Source organism: Streptomyces sp. NBC_01546, assembly GCF_045208355.1.
Classification (GTDB): domain Bacteria; phylum Actinomycetota; class Actinomycetes; order Streptomycetales; family Streptomycetaceae; genus Streptomyces.
This window is the reverse complement of the sequence record NZ_CP109379.1, coordinates 5,712,063-5,727,345: the sequence shown is the minus strand read 5'-3', so window position 1 is coordinate 5,727,345 and position 15,283 is coordinate 5,712,063. Positions and strand designations below refer to the sequence as shown.

The 15,283-nt window shown below is 73.3% G+C and carries 16 protein-coding genes; 10 read left to right on the top strand and 6 right to left on the bottom strand.

The features are described 5' to 3' along the window. Positions 1–11 precede the first annotated feature (11 nt). Positions 12–788: a VIT family protein gene (locus tag OHA89_RS26210; RefSeq protein WP_406367261.1), complete on the bottom strand. Its 777-nt coding sequence runs from the start codon at positions 786–788 to the stop codon at positions 12–14. A gap of 89 nt (positions 789–877) precedes the next feature. Here OHA89_RS26210 and OHA89_RS26205 point away from each other — a divergent pair, with 89 nt between their 5' ends. Together OHA89_RS26205 and OHA89_RS26200 are read left to right on the top strand one after the other, a co-directional pair. Next, positions 878–1,963 (top strand): PP2C family protein-serine/threonine phosphatase, encoded by a 1,086-nt coding sequence (locus OHA89_RS26205; protein WP_406367260.1) that lies wholly within the window; start codon positions 878–880, stop codon positions 1,961–1,963. A gap of 75 nt (positions 1,964–2,038) precedes the next feature. Then, positions 2,039–2,923 carry a thermonuclease family protein gene (locus tag OHA89_RS26200; RefSeq protein WP_257556630.1) on the top strand — a complete coding sequence of 295 codons (885 nt, stop codon included), beginning with the start codon at positions 2,039–2,041 and terminating at the stop codon, positions 2,921–2,923. 83 nt (positions 2,924–3,006) lie between these two features. On the opposite strand, the gene OHA89_RS26195 is transcribed toward OHA89_RS26200, so the two are convergent. Beyond that, positions 3,007–3,258, bottom strand: a complete 252-nt coding sequence (locus OHA89_RS26195; protein WP_215140646.1) for a hypothetical protein — start codon at positions 3,256–3,258, stop codon at positions 3,007–3,009. 152 nt (positions 3,259–3,410) lie between these two features. Here OHA89_RS26195 and OHA89_RS26190 point away from each other — a divergent pair, with 152 nt between their 5' ends. Next, positions 3,411–3,782 carry an ArsC/Spx/MgsR family protein gene (locus tag OHA89_RS26190; RefSeq protein ID WP_406367258.1) on the top strand — a complete coding sequence of 124 codons (372 nt, stop codon included), beginning with the start codon at positions 3,411–3,413 and terminating at the stop codon, positions 3,780–3,782. Between the two features lie 161 nt (positions 3,783–3,943). Here OHA89_RS26190 and OHA89_RS26185 read toward each other — a convergent pair whose 3' ends face one another. Further along, positions 3,944–4,786: an alpha/beta fold hydrolase gene (locus OHA89_RS26185; RefSeq protein WP_406367256.1), complete on the bottom strand. Its 843-nt coding sequence runs from the start codon at positions 4,784–4,786 to the stop codon at positions 3,944–3,946. Between the two features lie 65 nt (positions 4,787–4,851). On the opposite strand from OHA89_RS26185, the gene OHA89_RS26180 reads away from it, so the two are divergent. Both OHA89_RS26180 and OHA89_RS26175 read left to right on the top strand, forming a co-directional pair. Continuing rightward, complete coding sequence (locus OHA89_RS26180; protein ID WP_266610066.1) at positions 4,852–5,328, top strand: MarR family transcriptional regulator; 477 nt, start codon at positions 4,852–4,854, stop codon at positions 5,326–5,328. Further along, positions 5,325–6,719: a PLP-dependent aminotransferase family protein gene (locus OHA89_RS26175; protein WP_266610064.1), complete on the top strand. Its 1,395-nt coding sequence runs from the start codon at positions 5,325–5,327 to the stop codon at positions 6,717–6,719. The genes OHA89_RS26180 and OHA89_RS26175 overlap by 4 nt, the downstream gene beginning before the upstream one ends. Positions 6,720–6,743: 24 nt before the next feature. Here OHA89_RS26175 and OHA89_RS26170 read toward each other — a convergent pair whose 3' ends face one another. After that, the gene (locus OHA89_RS26170) at positions 6,744–7,361 is read right to left on the bottom strand and encodes a DinB family protein (protein WP_266610062.1); all 618 of its coding nucleotides are present in this window, start codon (positions 7,359–7,361) and stop codon (positions 6,744–6,746) included. Positions 7,362–7,630: 269 nt separating this feature from the next. On the opposite strand from OHA89_RS26170, the gene OHA89_RS26165 reads away from it, so the two are divergent. Beyond that, a complete protein-coding gene (locus OHA89_RS26165) occupies positions 7,631–8,185 on the top strand; it encodes a hypothetical protein (protein WP_266610061.1) in 555 nt (184 codons plus the stop codon). 25 nt (positions 8,186–8,210) lie between these two features. On the opposite strand, the gene OHA89_RS26160 is transcribed toward OHA89_RS26165, so the two are convergent. Then, positions 8,211–9,182 carry a Gfo/Idh/MocA family protein gene (locus tag OHA89_RS26160; RefSeq protein ID WP_406367255.1) on the bottom strand — a complete coding sequence of 324 codons (972 nt, stop codon included), beginning with the start codon at positions 9,180–9,182 and terminating at the stop codon, positions 8,211–8,213. Between the two features lie 206 nt (positions 9,183–9,388). Here OHA89_RS26160 and glnII point away from each other — a divergent pair, with 206 nt between their 5' ends. Together glnII and OHA89_RS26150 are read left to right on the top strand one after the other, a co-directional pair. Beyond that, positions 9,389–10,408 (top strand): glutamine synthetase, encoded by a 1,020-nt coding sequence (gene glnII, locus OHA89_RS26155; protein WP_215140651.1) that lies wholly within the window; start codon positions 9,389–9,391, stop codon positions 10,406–10,408. A gap of 429 nt (positions 10,409–10,837) precedes the next feature. After that, complete coding sequence (locus OHA89_RS26150; RefSeq protein WP_257556623.1) at positions 10,838–11,425, top strand: winged helix-turn-helix domain-containing protein; 588 nt, start codon at positions 10,838–10,840, stop codon at positions 11,423–11,425. 63 nt (positions 11,426–11,488) lie between these two features. Here the strand turns inward: OHA89_RS26150 and OHA89_RS26145 are convergent, their stop codons facing one another. Next, the gene (locus OHA89_RS26145) at positions 11,489–12,943 is read right to left on the bottom strand and encodes a PepSY-associated TM helix domain-containing protein (RefSeq protein WP_406368594.1); all 1,455 of its coding nucleotides are present in this window, start codon (positions 12,941–12,943) and stop codon (positions 11,489–11,491) included. 800 nt (positions 12,944–13,743) lie between these two features. On the opposite strand from OHA89_RS26145, the gene OHA89_RS26140 reads away from it, so the two are divergent. Both OHA89_RS26140 and OHA89_RS26135 read left to right on the top strand, forming a co-directional pair. Further along, a complete protein-coding gene (locus tag OHA89_RS26140; RefSeq protein ID WP_266610054.1) occupies positions 13,744–14,331 on the top strand; it encodes a rhomboid-like protein in 588 nt (195 codons plus the stop codon). A gap of 115 nt (positions 14,332–14,446) precedes the next feature. Continuing rightward, on the top strand, positions 14,447–15,238 hold the full coding sequence (locus tag OHA89_RS26135; protein WP_266610052.1) for a tyrosine-protein phosphatase: 792 nt from the start codon (positions 14,447–14,449) through the stop codon (positions 15,236–15,238). The last annotated feature ends 45 nt before the right edge of the window (positions 15,239–15,283 follow it).

Genomic DNA, 15,283 nt, shown 5'->3' with positions numbered 1-15,283 from the left:
TCCTGCCGGGCTCAGGCGGTCGTGCCGAGCCAGGTGCCCACCGCGTAGGTGACGGCCATGGCCAGGGCGCCGCCCGCGACGTTGCGCAGGACCGCGCGGAGCGCGGGCGCGCCGCCCAGCCGGGAGCTGATCACGCCGCACAGGGTGAGCGCCGCCAGGACGGCCGCCGCCGTCACCGGGACCCGGACGGACGCGTCGGTGAGGACGATCGCCAGCAGCGGGAGCAGCGCGCCCACCGTGAAGGCGACGAAGCTGGCGAAGGCCGCGTGCCACGGGTTGGCCAGCTCGTCGGGGTTGATGCCGAGCTCCACCCGGGCATGGGCCCGCAGCGCGTCCCGTTCCGTCAGCTGCTCGGCGGCCTCCCGGGCCAGCCGCCGGCTCAGCCCGCGCGCGGCGAGCAGGTCGGTGAGCTCCTCGAGCTCCGCCTCCGGCTCCTCGGCCAGCTCCCGGCGCTCCAGCTCCAGCGCGGCCTGTTCGGAGTCCCGCTGCGAGCTGACCGACACGTACTCCCCCGCCGCCATCGACAGCGAGCCCGCCAGCAGCCCGGCGACGCCCGCCGCCAGGATCGCCGCGCGCGAGGTGGTGGCCCCGGCCACGCCGACCACCAGGCCCGCGGTGGAGATGATCCCGTCGTTGGCGCCGAGCACCCCCGCGCGCAGCCAGTTCAGCCGCGTGCTGATCTCCGCGCTCTGCGACCCGTCACCGCTGCTGCCGCCGCCGTGGGCCTCGAGGTGCGCCCTCGTCGGGGCCTTGCGTCCCGGCTCCCCCGAGGCATCGTCTTCCGTCACGCCACCACTGTCGTGGCACGTGCCGCGCCGGGCCACCCGGCGGACCGGTCCGGGGTGCGCGCGCCTGGCCCCGGTACCAGGGTGGAGGGGTGAGACGCGGACGCGAGGAACCGGGCCGGCTGCACGGGGAGCCGCCGCCGCGCTGGGCCCGGATCGCGCCTGCGGCGGCCCTGGTGGGGCTCGTCCTCGCGCAGCTGCTCACCCCGGGCGATGTGGAGCTCGGCTTCTTCCTGGCCGGTCTGCCACCGGTGGCCGCCTTCGCGTACGGGCCGGGCGGGACCGCGATCTTCGCCGCCATCGTCCTCGTGCTGCTCGGGGCGCCCTCCCTCGGCATCGGCCACGCCCGGGGGACGGACCTGGCCACGGTGGCCGTCATCGGGCTGCTGAGCGTGGTGATCGCCTGGGTTCGGCGGCGCCGGGACGCGCAGCTGGTCAGCGTACGGACGGTGGCGGAGGCCGCTCAGCTGGCGGTCCTCCCGCCGCTGGCGGAACGGGTGGGTCCGGTGCGCTGCTCCGGCCTCTACCGGGCGGCGCAGCGCGGCACCCTGGTCGGCGGCGACCTGTACGACGTACGGGCCGGGCCGTACGGGGTCCGGGCGCTGGTCGGGGACGTACAGGGCCACGGCCTGGCGGCGGTCGGCACGGTGGCCGCGCTGCTCGGGGCCTTCCGGGAGGCGGTGCTCGACGACGCCGAACTGGCGGCGGTCGCGGCCCGGCTGAACCGGCGGCTGGCGTCGGACGCGGCGGCCGCCCCCGACGGGCACCCCGAGCTGTTCGCGACGGCCCTGCTGCTGGAGTTCCCGCCCGGGCTGGACCTCGTACGGATCGTCTCGTGCGGGCATCCGCCCGCACTGCGCCTGCGCGGGCCGGTGGTCGATGAGGTGGCCGTGGATCCGGGCCCGCCGCTGGGCCTGGGGCTCGCGGGTCCGGCCCCGCCGACGGTGGCGGAGCTGACGGTGCGCGCCGGGGACCGCTTCCTGCTGCACACGGACGGGGTGACGGAGGCACGGGACGCGGCGGGGCACTTCTACCCCCTGGCCGCGCGGCTGCCCGTGGTGACGAGGGACCCCGAGGGCCTGGTCCGGGCGGTCTGGCGGGACCTCGCGGCCTTCACGGACGGCGGCCCGCGGGACGACGTGGCACTGCTGTTGCTGACACTGGACGGCCCGGAATGACCGCGATGCCCGACCCGCACGTGTACGGTACGTAACCGTCCAGCACACACAGTGATGACTGCGGTGGGAGACACCATGTCCATGCTGCTGATCAAAGGCACCTTCCGGGTGCCGCCCAAATCCAAGCCGGACGGCGACACCGTCCCCTTCATCCCGGACAACGTGGCCGACTGGAAACTCGTGCCCGGGTGCAAGCAGATCGTGCCCGCGGCGGACGGTCGCGTCAGTGTCCGGCTGGAGTCCGTCGACGCGCTGGAGACCCACTACGAGGGCGCCTACGGGCCTGAGCAGCATCAGCCACTGGACCTCGCACACCGGGCCGCGAACGAGCTGCTGGCCTGGGTCGGCTTCGCCAGCGTCGACCGGCACGAGGACGAGACCGTCGCCACCATCCCCGAGAGCGTGCCCGGCTTCATCCTCACCGGGGGCTCCGACATCTACGGCCGCTGTGTGGCCCTGGTCGGCCGCGGCACCCCGCCCGCGGCCTCCGGCTACGAGATCAGAGTCGACCAGGAACTGCTGAAGAAGACGGCCAACTTCCACCTGATCTCGCTCGGCCTGGTCTACCCGACCTTCTACTCGGCCTTCCCCAGGGAACTGCGCGAGTTCCTCACCACCGAGACCCAGAAGGCGAGGGCGGCCAAGAAGGGGGTGTGGGCCGACGACGTCGACGTGACCATGAAGGGCGCGAAGATCACCGGAATGCCCTCCATCACGGCGGCGGACGGGGCGGTCATCCTCCCGAAGCTGTTCCGCCGGCTGAAGGAATACCTGGACCTCAAGCCTTATGAACCGTTGCTGAACTGCTTCCCCTCCTACCTGGCCGGAGCCGGGGACAGGTTCCGCATCACGTCGGAACCCGAGGAGAAGGTCGGTCTGCACCGCGTGGTCGAGGTCATCAACGGCCACACCGTGAGGATGACGCGCCAGCCCGAGGAGCTCGTCTTCGACGAGAAGTGACCGCCGGCCCGCCGGTCACCGACGCCGGCCCGCCGGGGCCTCCACCCGGCGGGCCGGCGCCCGCACGACTCGGTACGGCCGGCTCACGCCTCCTGGATGAAGGCGCGCACCATCTTGCAGGTGACGTTGGACGGCCGGTGGATCCCCGTCCGGACGGCCATCGTCCGGATCTTCCGGTTGGTGGCGCGCCGGGCGTCATAAGTCCCCGAGTCGAGCAGGGATATCGCCAGGCGCATCGCCTTGAGACGGCGGTTGTGGCTCTCGTACCACTCGCGGGGCAGGCCCGCCGGCAGCGGCTTCTTCTTGACGTGCTGAATGGTGGTGGCAGTGGCCATCTACAGCCTCCCAAACGGTAGTTGGCTTCCTGTCGTTCTCCCTCGATTTTACCGGGGACCACTGACAAAAGCCCCTGGCCAGACAGGCTCGGGGCGGGCTTCCCGACCGGCTTCGAACCGGCTTCGGACCGGCTCTCGATAGGCTGGGCACCATGGAGATCTGGATCAATCCCGCGTGTTCCAAGTGCCGCAGCGCGCTGACCCTGCTGGACGCGGAGGGCGCCGACTACACCGTGCGCCGGTACCTGGAGGACGCGCCCTCCGAGGAGGAGATCCGCGAGGTGCTCGGCCGACTCGGGCTGGAGCCGTGGGACATCACGCGCACCTCGGACCCGCTGGCCAAGGAGACGGGCGTACGGGACCTGCCGCGCGAGGAGACCGACGCGGCGCGGGGGCGCTGGATCGCGCACCTGGCCGCGCACCCGAAGCTGATCCAGCGCCCGATCATCACCGCCGAGGACGGCACGGCGGTGGTCGCCCGCTCCGAGGAAGCCGTCCGCGAAGCCCTGTCCCGCAAGGGCTAGGGCGTGTCTTTCGGATCTTGTCGGCCGAGCCCGCGTTGTCCGGTGCCGTGCATCGCAAGGCGGAGGAGCTCCCCTCGTACTGGACGTACTTGGGAGCCCCGACAACGCGGCGAGGTGCGGTGCCGGGCAGCGCGGGCCCGGCAAGATCCGAAAGACACGCCCTAGCCGGCGGCGACGAGGCGGGCGATCTCCTCGGCCGCCGTCAGCGGCAGCGCGTGGTGCGAGATCCCGGGCAGCACGTCGACACGCGCGGCCGGGAGCACCCGGCGCGCGGCCCGGGCCGCCCGGTCGGCGTCGTGGCAGCGGGCGCGCCCGGCGAACAGGACGTGGACGCGTACGGGCAGTTCCCCGAGCCCGGTCAGGTCCGGGCGCGGCCCGGTGACCGGCCGGACGGTGGGAAAGCGGGCGGTCTCGTCCTGGAGCCGCAGCCAGGCCGGGTCGAGAGCGGCTCCGCCGGTCTCCCAGGCGAGGAAGGAGCGGATCCGCTCCGGGGTGGGGCGCACCAGCACGGGCAGCGCGCGCAGCACGTAGCCGGGCCGGAGCCCGGCGAAGACCTGGGTCGGGTCGAGCAGCACGAGGCGGCCGAGCCGGGCGGGCCGCGAAGCCGCGTAGTGGGCGGCGATCCAGGCCCCGTAGGAGTGGCCGCCGAGGACGACCGGGCCGTCCAGGCCGAGCCCGCCGATCACCGTGTCGAGCCAGCCGACCAGTTCCCCGACGGACCGGATGGCGAGCCCGGGCTCCGGGAGGCTGAGCCCGGGTTCTCCCACCAGGTCCACGGCGTGCAGGCGGTGGGTGCGCGCGAGCCCGGCCGCGGCGCAGGCTCCCCACACCGTGGAGGTGGCGCCCCCGCCGGGCAGCAGCACCAGCGGCGGGGCCCCGGCCGGGCCACAGCTGTTGACGTGGGTGAGGCCGTACGGGGTGGGCAGGTCGGTGGTCTCGACCGGCCCGGGCCACTGGGCCAGGACCGCGTCGTAGGCGGTACGGAAGAGAGACGTCCGGAACACGGCTGGCTCCACTACCTCGTCGGGCGATAATCTCGCTCAGCGAGAGATATTAGGCGGAGGACGATGTGGGCGACAACAGGGAATCCGGCAACCGCGAGCCCGGCAACCTGCAGTTGGTGCACCTGCTGCGGGCGGTGACCGTGGAGTTCGGCCTGCGCCAGGCGGAGTTCGCCGCCCGCAACGGCATGCACCCCACCGATGTGCGGGCCCTGATCTGCCTGCTGGACGCGGCCCGCGCCGGCGAGGCGGCCACGGCGGGCCTGCTCGGGGCCCGGCTCGGCCTCAACTCGGCGGGCACCACCTCGGTGATCGACCGGCTGGAACGGCTCGGCCACGTGGCGCGGGTCCGCGACGACCGCGACCGGCGCCGGATCCTGCTGCGCGTGGAGCCGGAGGCCATCCGGCTGGGCCGGGAGTTCTTCGGCCCGCTGATCGACGGGGTGCTGCAGGTACTGGACTCCTTCGACCCCGACGAACGGGACACCGTCCGCCGCTTCCTGACGGCCGCCCACACCGTCTTCGCACCGGAGGCCGGCGCATGACGGCCCCCGACGGCGGCACGGGCGCCGACCTGCATCTCGACCTCCCCGCCGAAGGAGCCCGGCGGACCGCCCTCGCCCAGGCCCTGCGCAGCGCCGTCCGCAGCGGGCGGCTGGCCGGAGGGACGCGGCTGCCGCCGTACCGGACGCTGGCCGCCGACCTCGGACTGGCCCGCAACGCCGTCGCCGACGCCTACGCCGAGCTGGTCGCCGAGGGCTGGTTCACCGCCCGGCAGGGTTCCGGCACCCGGGTCGCCGAAGGGGCCGCCGAACGAGTCGCCGGCTCGGGCCCGCCGTCCGCGGCGGCCGCACCCACGCCCACGGCACCCCGCCTCGACCTGCTCCAGGGCAAGCCAGACCCGGCCTCCTTTCCCCGGGGGCCGTGGGCCGCCAGCGCCCGGCGGGCCCTCACCGAGGCACCCACCGAGGCCTTCGGCCCCGGCGATCCGCGCGGCCGGCCCGAGCTGCGCCGGGCGCTGGCCGGGTACCTGTCCCGGGCGCGGGGCGTGCGTACCGGCCCGGAGAACATCGTGGTCTGCTCCGGCTTCGCCAACGGACTTCGGCTCCTCGCGTCCGTCCGGCCCCGGGACTGGGCCGTCGAGGCGTACGGACTCCCCTTCCACCACGGCATCCTGGACGCCGCCGGGGTCCGCCCGCACCCCGTCGCGGTCGACGAGGACGGCGCCCGGACGACAGAACTCCCGCCCCGGGCCCGTACGTTGCTGCTCACCCCCGCGCACCAGTTCCCGACCGGGGGCCGCCTGCTGCCCGCACGGCGCGCCGCCGCCGTGGAGTGGGCCCGCAGGACCGGCGGCGTGATCGTGGAGGACGACTACGACGGGGAGTTCCGCTACGACCGCAAACCGGTCGGCGCCGTACAGGGCCTGGCCCCGGAGCACGTGGTGTACGCGGGCTCGCTGAGCAAAAGCCTCTCCCCGGCGCTCCGCCTCGGCTGGCTGGTCCTCCCGGACCATCTGATCGACCAGGTCCTGGCGGCGAAGGGGCAGCGGGAGTCCTGGGCGAGCGCGCTGGACCAGCTGGCGCTGGCCGACTTCATCGACTGCGGCGCGTACGACCGGCATGTCCGCCGCATGCGCAAGCACTATCGGGAGCGGCGTGACCAGCTGGTTTCCGTACTGGCCGCACGCGCCCCGGACGTCCGGGTGACGGGCATCTCGGCCGGGCTGCACGCGGTACTGGAACTCCCGCCGGGCGGCGAGGCCCCGGCCCTCTCGGCGGCCCGAACGGCGGGCCTGGCCCTCGACGGCCTCTCCTCCTACCAACACCGGGCGGACCCGACCCCACCCCGCGAAGGCCTGGTGGTGGGCTACGCGGCACCCCCGAACTCGGCGTTCACGAGGGCGGTGGAGGCGCTGGCGGGGGTCGTGGCGTAGCCCCGAGGCCGGGATCAGAGAGGGTCAGCGCCGGCGTTCGCGATGGAGGTCGCGGAGCAGGGCGATCTCGGCTCCGTGATGCAGCAACTCCTGGTTGACCCACCAGGCGATGTCGATGAAGGGCTCCTCCGCGTCGCTGCCGTGCGGGTAGGTGCAGTACCCCACGGTGTCGAGGGCGGCGTCGTCGACACTCAGCAGCGCCTTCCGCCAGGCGGCGGCGCCGGTGTCGAATGCCGCGACCGCCTCCTCGACGTCCCCGCTGACGGGATAGTCGTCCCGGGTCCGCGTGCGGCTGCCGGCCGTGTGGTCGGCGCGCAGGGTCATCATTTCGCTGAGGTGGCTCAGACGCCACGCGATGGTGGTGAACGGCGGCGGCCAGGGGTGCGGGTAGGTCGCCGCGTCGCGACCCCAGTCGCCCGCGCCGGCCAGCAGGGTGGCACGCGGCCCGGGCCCGTCCGTACGCCGCCGCACCGACCAGCAGCCCGGCACCGGCTCCCAGAGGAACTCCTCGCCGGTCATGGGCCCGACCTTGGTGTCCGCCCCGTCGCCACTGTCCATGACGGGCCCGGACATGCGGTTGGTGAGGCGCTCGCGCGCGAAGTCGAACTGCTCCAGCAACGGGGCCAGACGAGGGGGAATCACGAACACTCCTATGACGAGCTGCAGGACTCTGGGGCCGACCTGCCAGCCTGTCAAAGCCGGCACGACACCGCGTCTCATTTTCCGCGAGCGCTCCGAGGGTGATCTCACCGCTGCCGGGTGCGGGTTGGGCTGCCCCGGCCCGGATCCGCCTCCCACAGCCCCCGCCCCCATTCACCCCGCCCTCACCCCCACCCCCCGTAAGGTGACCCCAACACGCCAAATCGCCACACACAACACCAAACGCACCAAAAGCCCTGAAGGATCCCGGAGTGAGCCACCCCCACCCCCAACGCCACCCACACCCCACCCACACCCCCGCCACCCCCACCGCACCGTTCCCCCCGCCTCGGCGGGCGGCCGACTGGATGTTCGGCGGGGTGTACGGGACGGTGCTGGCCAGTGGGCTGCTGGCCGCGCTGGATCAGAAGGGCGGTGACTACACCCCGTTCTACGACGCCAGCTGGGTGATCGTCACCGCGGCCGCGGCCGGGCTCGCGCACGGCTACTCGCACCACATGACCACACATCACCAGGGCTCCGCAGGACACCGCTGGCGGCTGCTGGTCCGGGCCCTGTGGCACGAGTGGCCGATGGTCGCGGCCACTCTGCCCACCGTGCTGCTCCTGGTCCTCGCCGGGCTCACCGGCTGGGACTCGTACGGCGTGACCGCCGTCGGCCTCGGCCTGAACACCGCCCTGCTCTTCGCCTGGGGCTCGTGCGTGGCGGTCCGGGTCGGCTACCGGCTGAGCTCCGCACTGCTCATCGGCCTGGCCGACGCGACGATCGGGCTGGCCATCATCGTGGCCAACGCGCTCATCAAGTAACGCCCATCGAGCAGCGCGACGCCCCTCAAGCCGGAAGCTGTGCCTCCGCCTCCGCCAGGATCTCCGTCAGCCTGGCGCCGAACTCCGCCCCCCGCGGATCCGGCACCCCGGTCCGGGCCGCGGTGAGCAGTGCGTCCAGGGCGCGCCCGTAGGCGCCCGGTACGTCGCTCCAGCCGGGCAGCGCGTGGACGCCCTCGGTCCCGCGCAGCTCCAGCCCCACCCCGGCCGCCGCCTTCGGCGCGCCCAGGCTGAGCACGGCGGTGCTGGCCGCGCCGGAGGCGTGCCGCAGGGCCAGCTGGACCACGTCGGACGGGCCCCGGGTGGCGCTGACCGCGGTGACGTCGCCGAGGATCGGGATCAGTACGGAGAGCGCGTGGGGGCCGACGTCCCACAGCCCGCCCTTGGCCTTGCGCCAGGGCGAGTCGGCGTACGCGCTGGGCGTGCCGTCGGGCGGGAAGACGGCGCCGAGCCAGTGGGCGGAGGCGGTGAACCAGCCGGGGCGGGCGGCCTGTTCCGTGACCCAGTCCGCGGTGGGCTCGGCGAAGCGGAGGGTGAAGAAGACGACGGAGGCGACCTGGTGCCGCGCGGCGGCGTCGGCGACGGCCCGGGCGTCCTCGACCGTGGTCGCGACGGGTTTGTCGAGCAGCAGGTGGCAGCCGGCGGCGGCCGCGCGGACGGCGAGCGGGGCCTGGACGTCCGGCGGCAGGGCGAAGGCCACGGCGTCACAGTCGGCGAACAGCTCGTCGGGGTCTTCGTACACCTTCACGCCGTACTCCTGCGCGAGGTCGGCCGCGGCCTCGGGCCGGCGGCCCCACACCCCGGCGAACTCGGTGCCGGCGTGCGCGGCGAGCGCGGGTGCGTGCGTACGGTGCGCCCAGGGGCCGGTGCCCAGCAGTCCGACCCTGGGTCGGGGGCCTGCGGCGGCACTGGTGACGGGGGTCTCGGCAGCACTCTCGGCGGGGTCTCCGGCAGAGTTCAGATCAGACAAAATGCTCACCCGCCCAGTCTGCCCCACTCGGACAGGTGTACCTCCCGCGACCCGCGACCGGCCCGCACAACCCACCCGACCTGCGGTGCAAACCTCGGTAACACGGGGTTCACACATGGGCAACGGAAGGGAAATCGCGGGCGGGCACGCTGCGGTCATCACCGCAGCGATGAAGCAGCGACCAGCAGCACCCACAGAGTCTGAGGATGGGGCCCGTGAGCTACAAGGCTGAGTACATCTGGATCGACGGCACCGAGCCGACGGCGAAGCTTCGCTCCAAGACGAAGATCCTGGCCGACGGCGACGCGCTGCCGATCTGGGGCTTCGACGGATCGAGTACGAACCAGGCCGAGGGCCACGCCTCCGACCGCGTGCTCAACCCGGTGTTCTCCTGCCCGGACCCGATCCGCGGCGGGGACAACCTCCTCGTGCTGTGCGAGGTCCTGAACATCGACATGACCCCGCACGAGTCGAACACCCGCGCGCTGCTGCGTCCGGTCGCCGAGAAGTTCGCGGGTCAGGAGCCGATCTTCGGCATCGAGCAGGAGTACACCTTCTTCGACGGCGCCCGCCCGCTCGGCTTCCCGGTCAACGGCTTCCCGGCCGCGCAGGGCGGCTACTACTGCGGCGTCGGCTCGGACGAGATCTTCGGCCGCGAGATCGTAGAGAAGCACCTGGACCACTGCCTGGCGGCGGGCCTGAGCATCTCCGGCATCAACGCCGAGGTCATGCCCGGCCAGTGGGAGTTCCAGGTCGGCCCCGTGAGCCCGCTGGAGGTCTCCGACCAGCTGTGGATCGCGCGCTGGCTGCTCTACCGCACCGCCGAGGACTTCAACGTCTCCGCGACGCTGAACCCGAAGCCGGTGAAGGGCGACTGGAACGGCGCGGGCGCGCACACCAACTTCTCCACGAAGGCGATGCGCGAGGACTACCGCGCGATCATCTCCGCGTGCGAGGCGCTGGGCGAGGGCAGCAAGCCGCTGGACCACGTGAAGAACTACGGCGCCGGCATCGACGAGCGTCTGACGGGCCTGCACGAGACCGCCCCGTGGAACGAGTTCAGCTACGGCGTCTCGGACCGCGGCGCCTCGGTCCGCATCCCGTGGCAGGTGGAGAAGGACGGCAAGGGCTACATCGAGGACCGCCGCCCGAACGCCAACGTGGACCCGTACGTGGTGACCCGTCTCATCACGGACACCTGCTGCGCGGGCCTGGAGAAGGACGGCCTGGTCTGAGGCCTCGCCTCAACTCCCCACGCTGCCCCGCCCCGCACACCACCGACGCCCGCCATGCCTCCCCAGGCCTGGCGGGCGTCGTCGCGCTTGCGGTATGTCCCGGATTGCTGCGAGTCGCTGGAGGGAATATGGGATTCCGCTCCACGACGTGAGACGGGGTCTGCCCCCGGGCCTGGGCGTCTGCTTGAATGGGGCCATGGCCAGCCACTCGCACACCTCGTCAGGTCGCAGCGACCTCGAGCCGTTCTGGCCGTCCCGTCAGGACCACGATTTCGACCGGGTGTGTTGCCGCGCGAAGAACGCGCCGGCCCTCTAAAGCCTCCGGATCCCCCTCCTGATCTTCGCCGAGGCCTTCGGTCTGCGCGGTACGACATCGACGACGTACGTACGTCTCCTGCCGACCACTCCGCGTGAAAGAGCTGACCACTCATGGCCAACACCCGTTCCATCTCTTCTGCCCCTTCCGCTGCGACCACCACGCACCTGACCTTCCCGCCCAGTCCGCGCCACCGGCTGCGGGCCGTGGACCGGGACGAGGTGGCCCGGGTGGTGGACCTGCTCCCGCCCGGTGCCACCTGGCTGCCCGCGCCGCAGCACACGCTCCCGACGCTGCCCGGCCAGCCGCCGATGGTCGGCTACCTGGTCCTGGTACCGGCCGACCAGCAGCCGCCGGTCGCCTTCGCCCCGCATGCCGTGGCCGCCCCGGCGGCGCCGGGACCGTCCGCCCCCGAGGGCGACGAGCTGGTCCGCATCGACCCGGCGCAGCGCACCGCCGAGGTCGACGGGCAGGTACTCGACCTGACCTACCTGGAGTTCGAGCTCCTGGCCCACCTGGTGAAGCACCCGCACCGGGTGCACAGCCGGGACCAGCTGGTGACCACGGTCTGGGGCTACGGCCACGTCGGCGACGGCCGGACCGTGGACGTCCACATCGCCCGCCTGCGCCGCAAGCTGGGCGCCGCGCACCGCGGCGCCATCCAGACGGTGCGCCGGGTGGGCTACAAGTACGCGCCCTGACCGGCCTGTCGGACGTGGGCGACGGGCCCGTACTCCGGAGCGGAGTACGGGCCCGTCGGCGTGCTACGCGGCTGCCTTGGCGCGGCGCGCGGCGACGAAGCCGAGCAACAGGTCGACCGCCAGGAACACGAGCAGGCTGATGCCGAGCATCGGGACGAACGAGCCGACCACGGCGGTCGCCGCGGCCAGCGGCAGCACCACGGTCACCGGCAGCTTCCGCCAGGCACCGCGCGGCTGGGCGCGGCCGACGGACAGCTTGCGGTCCTTCGTCGGCCGGCGCAGCCACCACATCCGGTAGCCCCAGAAGACGAGGAACATCAGCCCGACGGCGAGCGCGGCCAGGGCGATCTGGTTGGCGAGCCCGAAGGTCAGGCCCATGTGCAGGTCGATGCCGAAGCGGGTCATCTGGGCGAGCACGGGGTAGTCGGCGAAGCGCAGTTCGTCCAGGATCCGGCCGTCGGCGGGGTCGACGGCGACGGCGTCCAGGTGGACCGGCAGCTGCCGGTCCTTCTCCTTGACCACGTACCCCTTGCCCTTGGCGGGGAGCGTGACCTGGAGGTACTCGGTGACCCCGGCGGCCCGGGCGGCGTCCACGGCCTTGTCGATGCCGATGTCGGCGGTGGGGGCGGGCGGCGGCATCTCCTCACCGGGGCCCATGGTGTGCCCGGCGTGCTCGTCAGCCCCCGCCGAGTCCGCGCCCGGGTTCAGCTTGGCGGAGACGGCCGGGGTGGCCCCGCCGAGGCTGTCCTGGAGCTGCCCGATGTTCTCGCCGGCGTACTTCGACCAGGTCAGGCCGGTGGCGGAGAGGAGGACGAGTCCGGCGACCGACCAGAGGCCGACGACCCCGTGCCAGGACAGGGTCCGGCGCCGGCCGGTGGCCTTGCGGTCCGGGAGGACGAGGTCGGCCTTGCGCTTGCGGCGGCGGCCGATCCACAGGGCGAGTCCGCCGAGCGCGACCACCCACAGCCAGCTCGCGGCGAGCTCGCTGTAGTTGCGGCCGAACTCCCCGAGCTGGAGGCTGGCGTGGAACTCGCTCAGCCAGGCCCGCAGCGGCAGCGCGTCGCCGGAGGTGGCGAGCTGCCCTCGCACCTCGGCCGTATACGGGTCGACGAACACGGTGAGGGTCTCGCCCTCCGGGAGCCCCTTGCGCTCCATGATCACCCGGGTGGTCGCGTCGGCCTCGGGCGCGGGCCACACGGACACGACCTCGCCCTGGGGCGCGGCGCCCTTGGCCGCGACGACCTGGGCGCTGAGCGGCAGGGCGCTCTCGCCGACGCGGGAGACGGTCAGTTCGTCGGCGTAGACGATCTTCTCGGCCTGCCACGAGCCGGCGTAGAGCAGCCCGGTGGCGGCGGCGAGGAAGAGCAGCGGGGCGATCAGCAGGCCCGCGTAGAAGTGCATGCGCAGGAACAGCGGCCGCAGGGCGGCCCAGCCGCCGCTGCGGGACGTGGCCGTGTTGGATATGTCGGCTGGATCGGCGTCCGGGGTCCGGACGTCCTGAACCTCGTCAAGAGACATGGTGGTCCTAGGCGTTGGCGAAGACGTGGGGAAGCGACCCCAGGTCTCGCCCCCTCGCTCAGGCGCGGGCGGGACGGCCGGGGGCCGTGGCTCGGAAGGCGCGGCTCGCGGGCGGGCCGCGCCGCACCACGGCATAGGCGTGCACGGCCCCGCGCAGGCGGCGCGGCCGCTCGTACGGGGGCAGGGCGCGAGCGGGACCGGTACGGCGGCCACCCGAGCCCCGGCCAGGGCGAGCGCGCGGGACAGCGGCCGTGCCGCGTGCAGCGCGGCGGCGCCCAGGGTCCGGGCCAGCCGGAAGACGGCGGCCTCGCCCCGCGCCAGCCATGCGGCGCAGAACAGCCCGGCGAGCACGTGCGCGGCGATCATCGCGGCCCCGCCGTGCCCGGCCGCTTCCGCCATGCCGCCGGATGTTCCGGCGGCCATCGCTCCCATGTCCATGCCCGGCATGTGGTGGTGCATCGCCGCGGGCGCGGGCTTCGCCGCGTTGCTCCCGGAGAAGAGGAGGTGCAGCACCCCTTGCACGGCGAGCACCGCGGCGGCGATCCCCGCCGGTCCCCGCCGTCGGCCGGCGGCGGCCCAGGCCAGTCCACCGGTCACCGCGAAAGCACCCAGAAGCCCCGCAAGGGGAATGTCGGTGCCGGACATGTACGAATGCCCCACCGCACCCAAAGCGGTGCACACCGCCGCGAACATCGCGGCCCGCGTGGCGCGCATCGGCGCGGGGTGCTGTGGCATGGCCGGGACATGTTCCCACGGGGCCCGGTGGTGTCCGCCAGAGGGCCGTATCCGATCATGGACTTGTGAATCCAATACCACTGGGAGCGGTGTACACGGGTGGGGTCCAGCTCGGGGCCTACGCCCTGGAGCGGATGGCACCGGCGGAGCGGGAGGGACTGCTCCGCGAGTGCTCGACGAATGTCGACAATCTCGCCGCCGGACACTGGGAGACGCTGCTGACCAGCGCTCTCGTCGTCGAGGAGCCCATGCCCCTGCCGTACGCGCTGCTGCTCGTCGCCGTCCTCGGATACGCCGAGTACGCGTACGGCGCCTGGTGGACGGCCGCGGTGTTCCTGTTCGGGCACGCCACGGCGACCCTCCTGGTGTACGGCGCCCTGCGCAGGACAACCGATCCGCGCACTCGACGCGCCCTGGACGTGGGGACCAGCTACGGGTTCAACGCCGTACTCGGCGCGCTGACCTCGGCCCTGCCGCGCGGAGCGGTCCGAACGGCCGCCCGGGTCGGGCTGCTGGCACTCGCCGCGGCGCCGGTCGCCAAACGGGGGCGGACCTTCACGGACGCCGGGCACCTGGCGGCGCTCGGGATCGGCATCGGGGTCTCGCTGGCCCTGGATTGCCTTTCCGGGGCGAAACATCAGAAAATTGCATGAACTGAACCAACCGCATGAGCTGCACGAACCGCATGAGCTGCATGAAGCGATTCATGAACGGCTTCATGGACCGCTTCCTGACACGAGTAACTCGCACACCGCTGGAGTCGCCACGATGACCGCCACCCCCGCCACGACCGTCGCCAACCTCCGCGACCTCGGCGGCACCCCGCTCTCCGGCGGCCGCACCGTCCGCCCCGGCCTGGTGCTGCGCTCGGGCCAGCTCGACCGGCTCGACCTGGACGCCGACCCGGTGGTGGCCGCGCTGGGCCTGCGGACCGTCATCGACTTCCGCACCGACGCCGAGCGCACCGACCACCCCGACCGGGTGCCGGCCGGAGCCCGGCTGCTGGTCGCCGACGTCCTGGCGGACAAGGTGAGCTCGGGCCGGATGCCCGCCGCCGCCCAGCTCAAGGACCTGCTGTCCGACCCGGCCGTCGCCGAGGAACACCTGGGCGGCGGCAAGGCGCAGGCGCTGTTCGCCGACCTCTACCGCTTCTTCGTGCACTCGGCCTCGGCCCAGGCCGCGTTCCGGCTGCTGCTCACCGAGGCCGCCGACCCCGAGGCCGGCCCGCTGCTCTTCCACTGCACGGCCGGCAAGGACCGCACCGGATGGGGCGCCACGGTCATCCTGTCGCTGCTCGGCGCGGACGACGAGACGCTGATGGCGGAGTACCTGTCGGTGAACCCGGCGGTCAAGCAGGCCTTCGCCCCGATGATCGAGGGCTTCACGGGGGCCGGCGGCGACCCGGACATCGCGCTCGCGCTGATCGGCGTCTTCCCCTCCTACCTGGAGGCCGCCCTGACCGAGGTCGAGGCGCGCTACGGCTCGATGGAGAAGTACGTGCGCGAGGGGCTCGGCGTCTCCGACGAGACGGTCGAGGCGCTGCGCGCCCGTCTGGTGTAGACGCGGGAGCGCGCGCCGGGGACGGGTGACCATCCGACGATTCGC

Excerpts from the sequence above, each read along its gene's own strand:
- OHA89_RS26200 (WP_257556630.1), top strand. The coding sequence starts at position 2,039 with ATGTCCATGCTGCTGATCAAAGGCACCTTCCGGGTGCCGCCCAAATCC.
- OHA89_RS26195 (WP_215140646.1), bottom strand. The coding sequence starts at position 3,258 with ATGGCCACTGCCACCACCATTCAGCACGTCAAGAAGAAGCCGCTGCCG.
- OHA89_RS26190 (WP_406367258.1), top strand. The coding sequence starts at position 3,411 with ATGGAGATCTGGATCAATCCCGCGTGTTCCAAGTGCCGCAGCGCGCTG.
- OHA89_RS26175 (WP_266610064.1), top strand. The coding sequence starts at position 5,325 with ATGACGGCCCCCGACGGCGGCACGGGCGCCGACCTGCATCTCGACCTC.
- OHA89_RS26150 (WP_257556623.1), top strand. The coding sequence starts at position 10,838 with ATGGCCAACACCCGTTCCATCTCTTCTGCCCCTTCCGCTGCGACCACC.
- OHA89_RS26145 (WP_406368594.1), bottom strand. The coding sequence starts at position 12,943 with ATGTCTCTTGACGAGGTTCAGGACGTCCGGACCCCGGACGCCGATCCA.
- OHA89_RS26135 (WP_266610052.1), top strand. The coding sequence starts at position 14,447 with ATGACCGCCACCCCCGCCACGACCGTCGCCAACCTCCGCGACCTCGGC.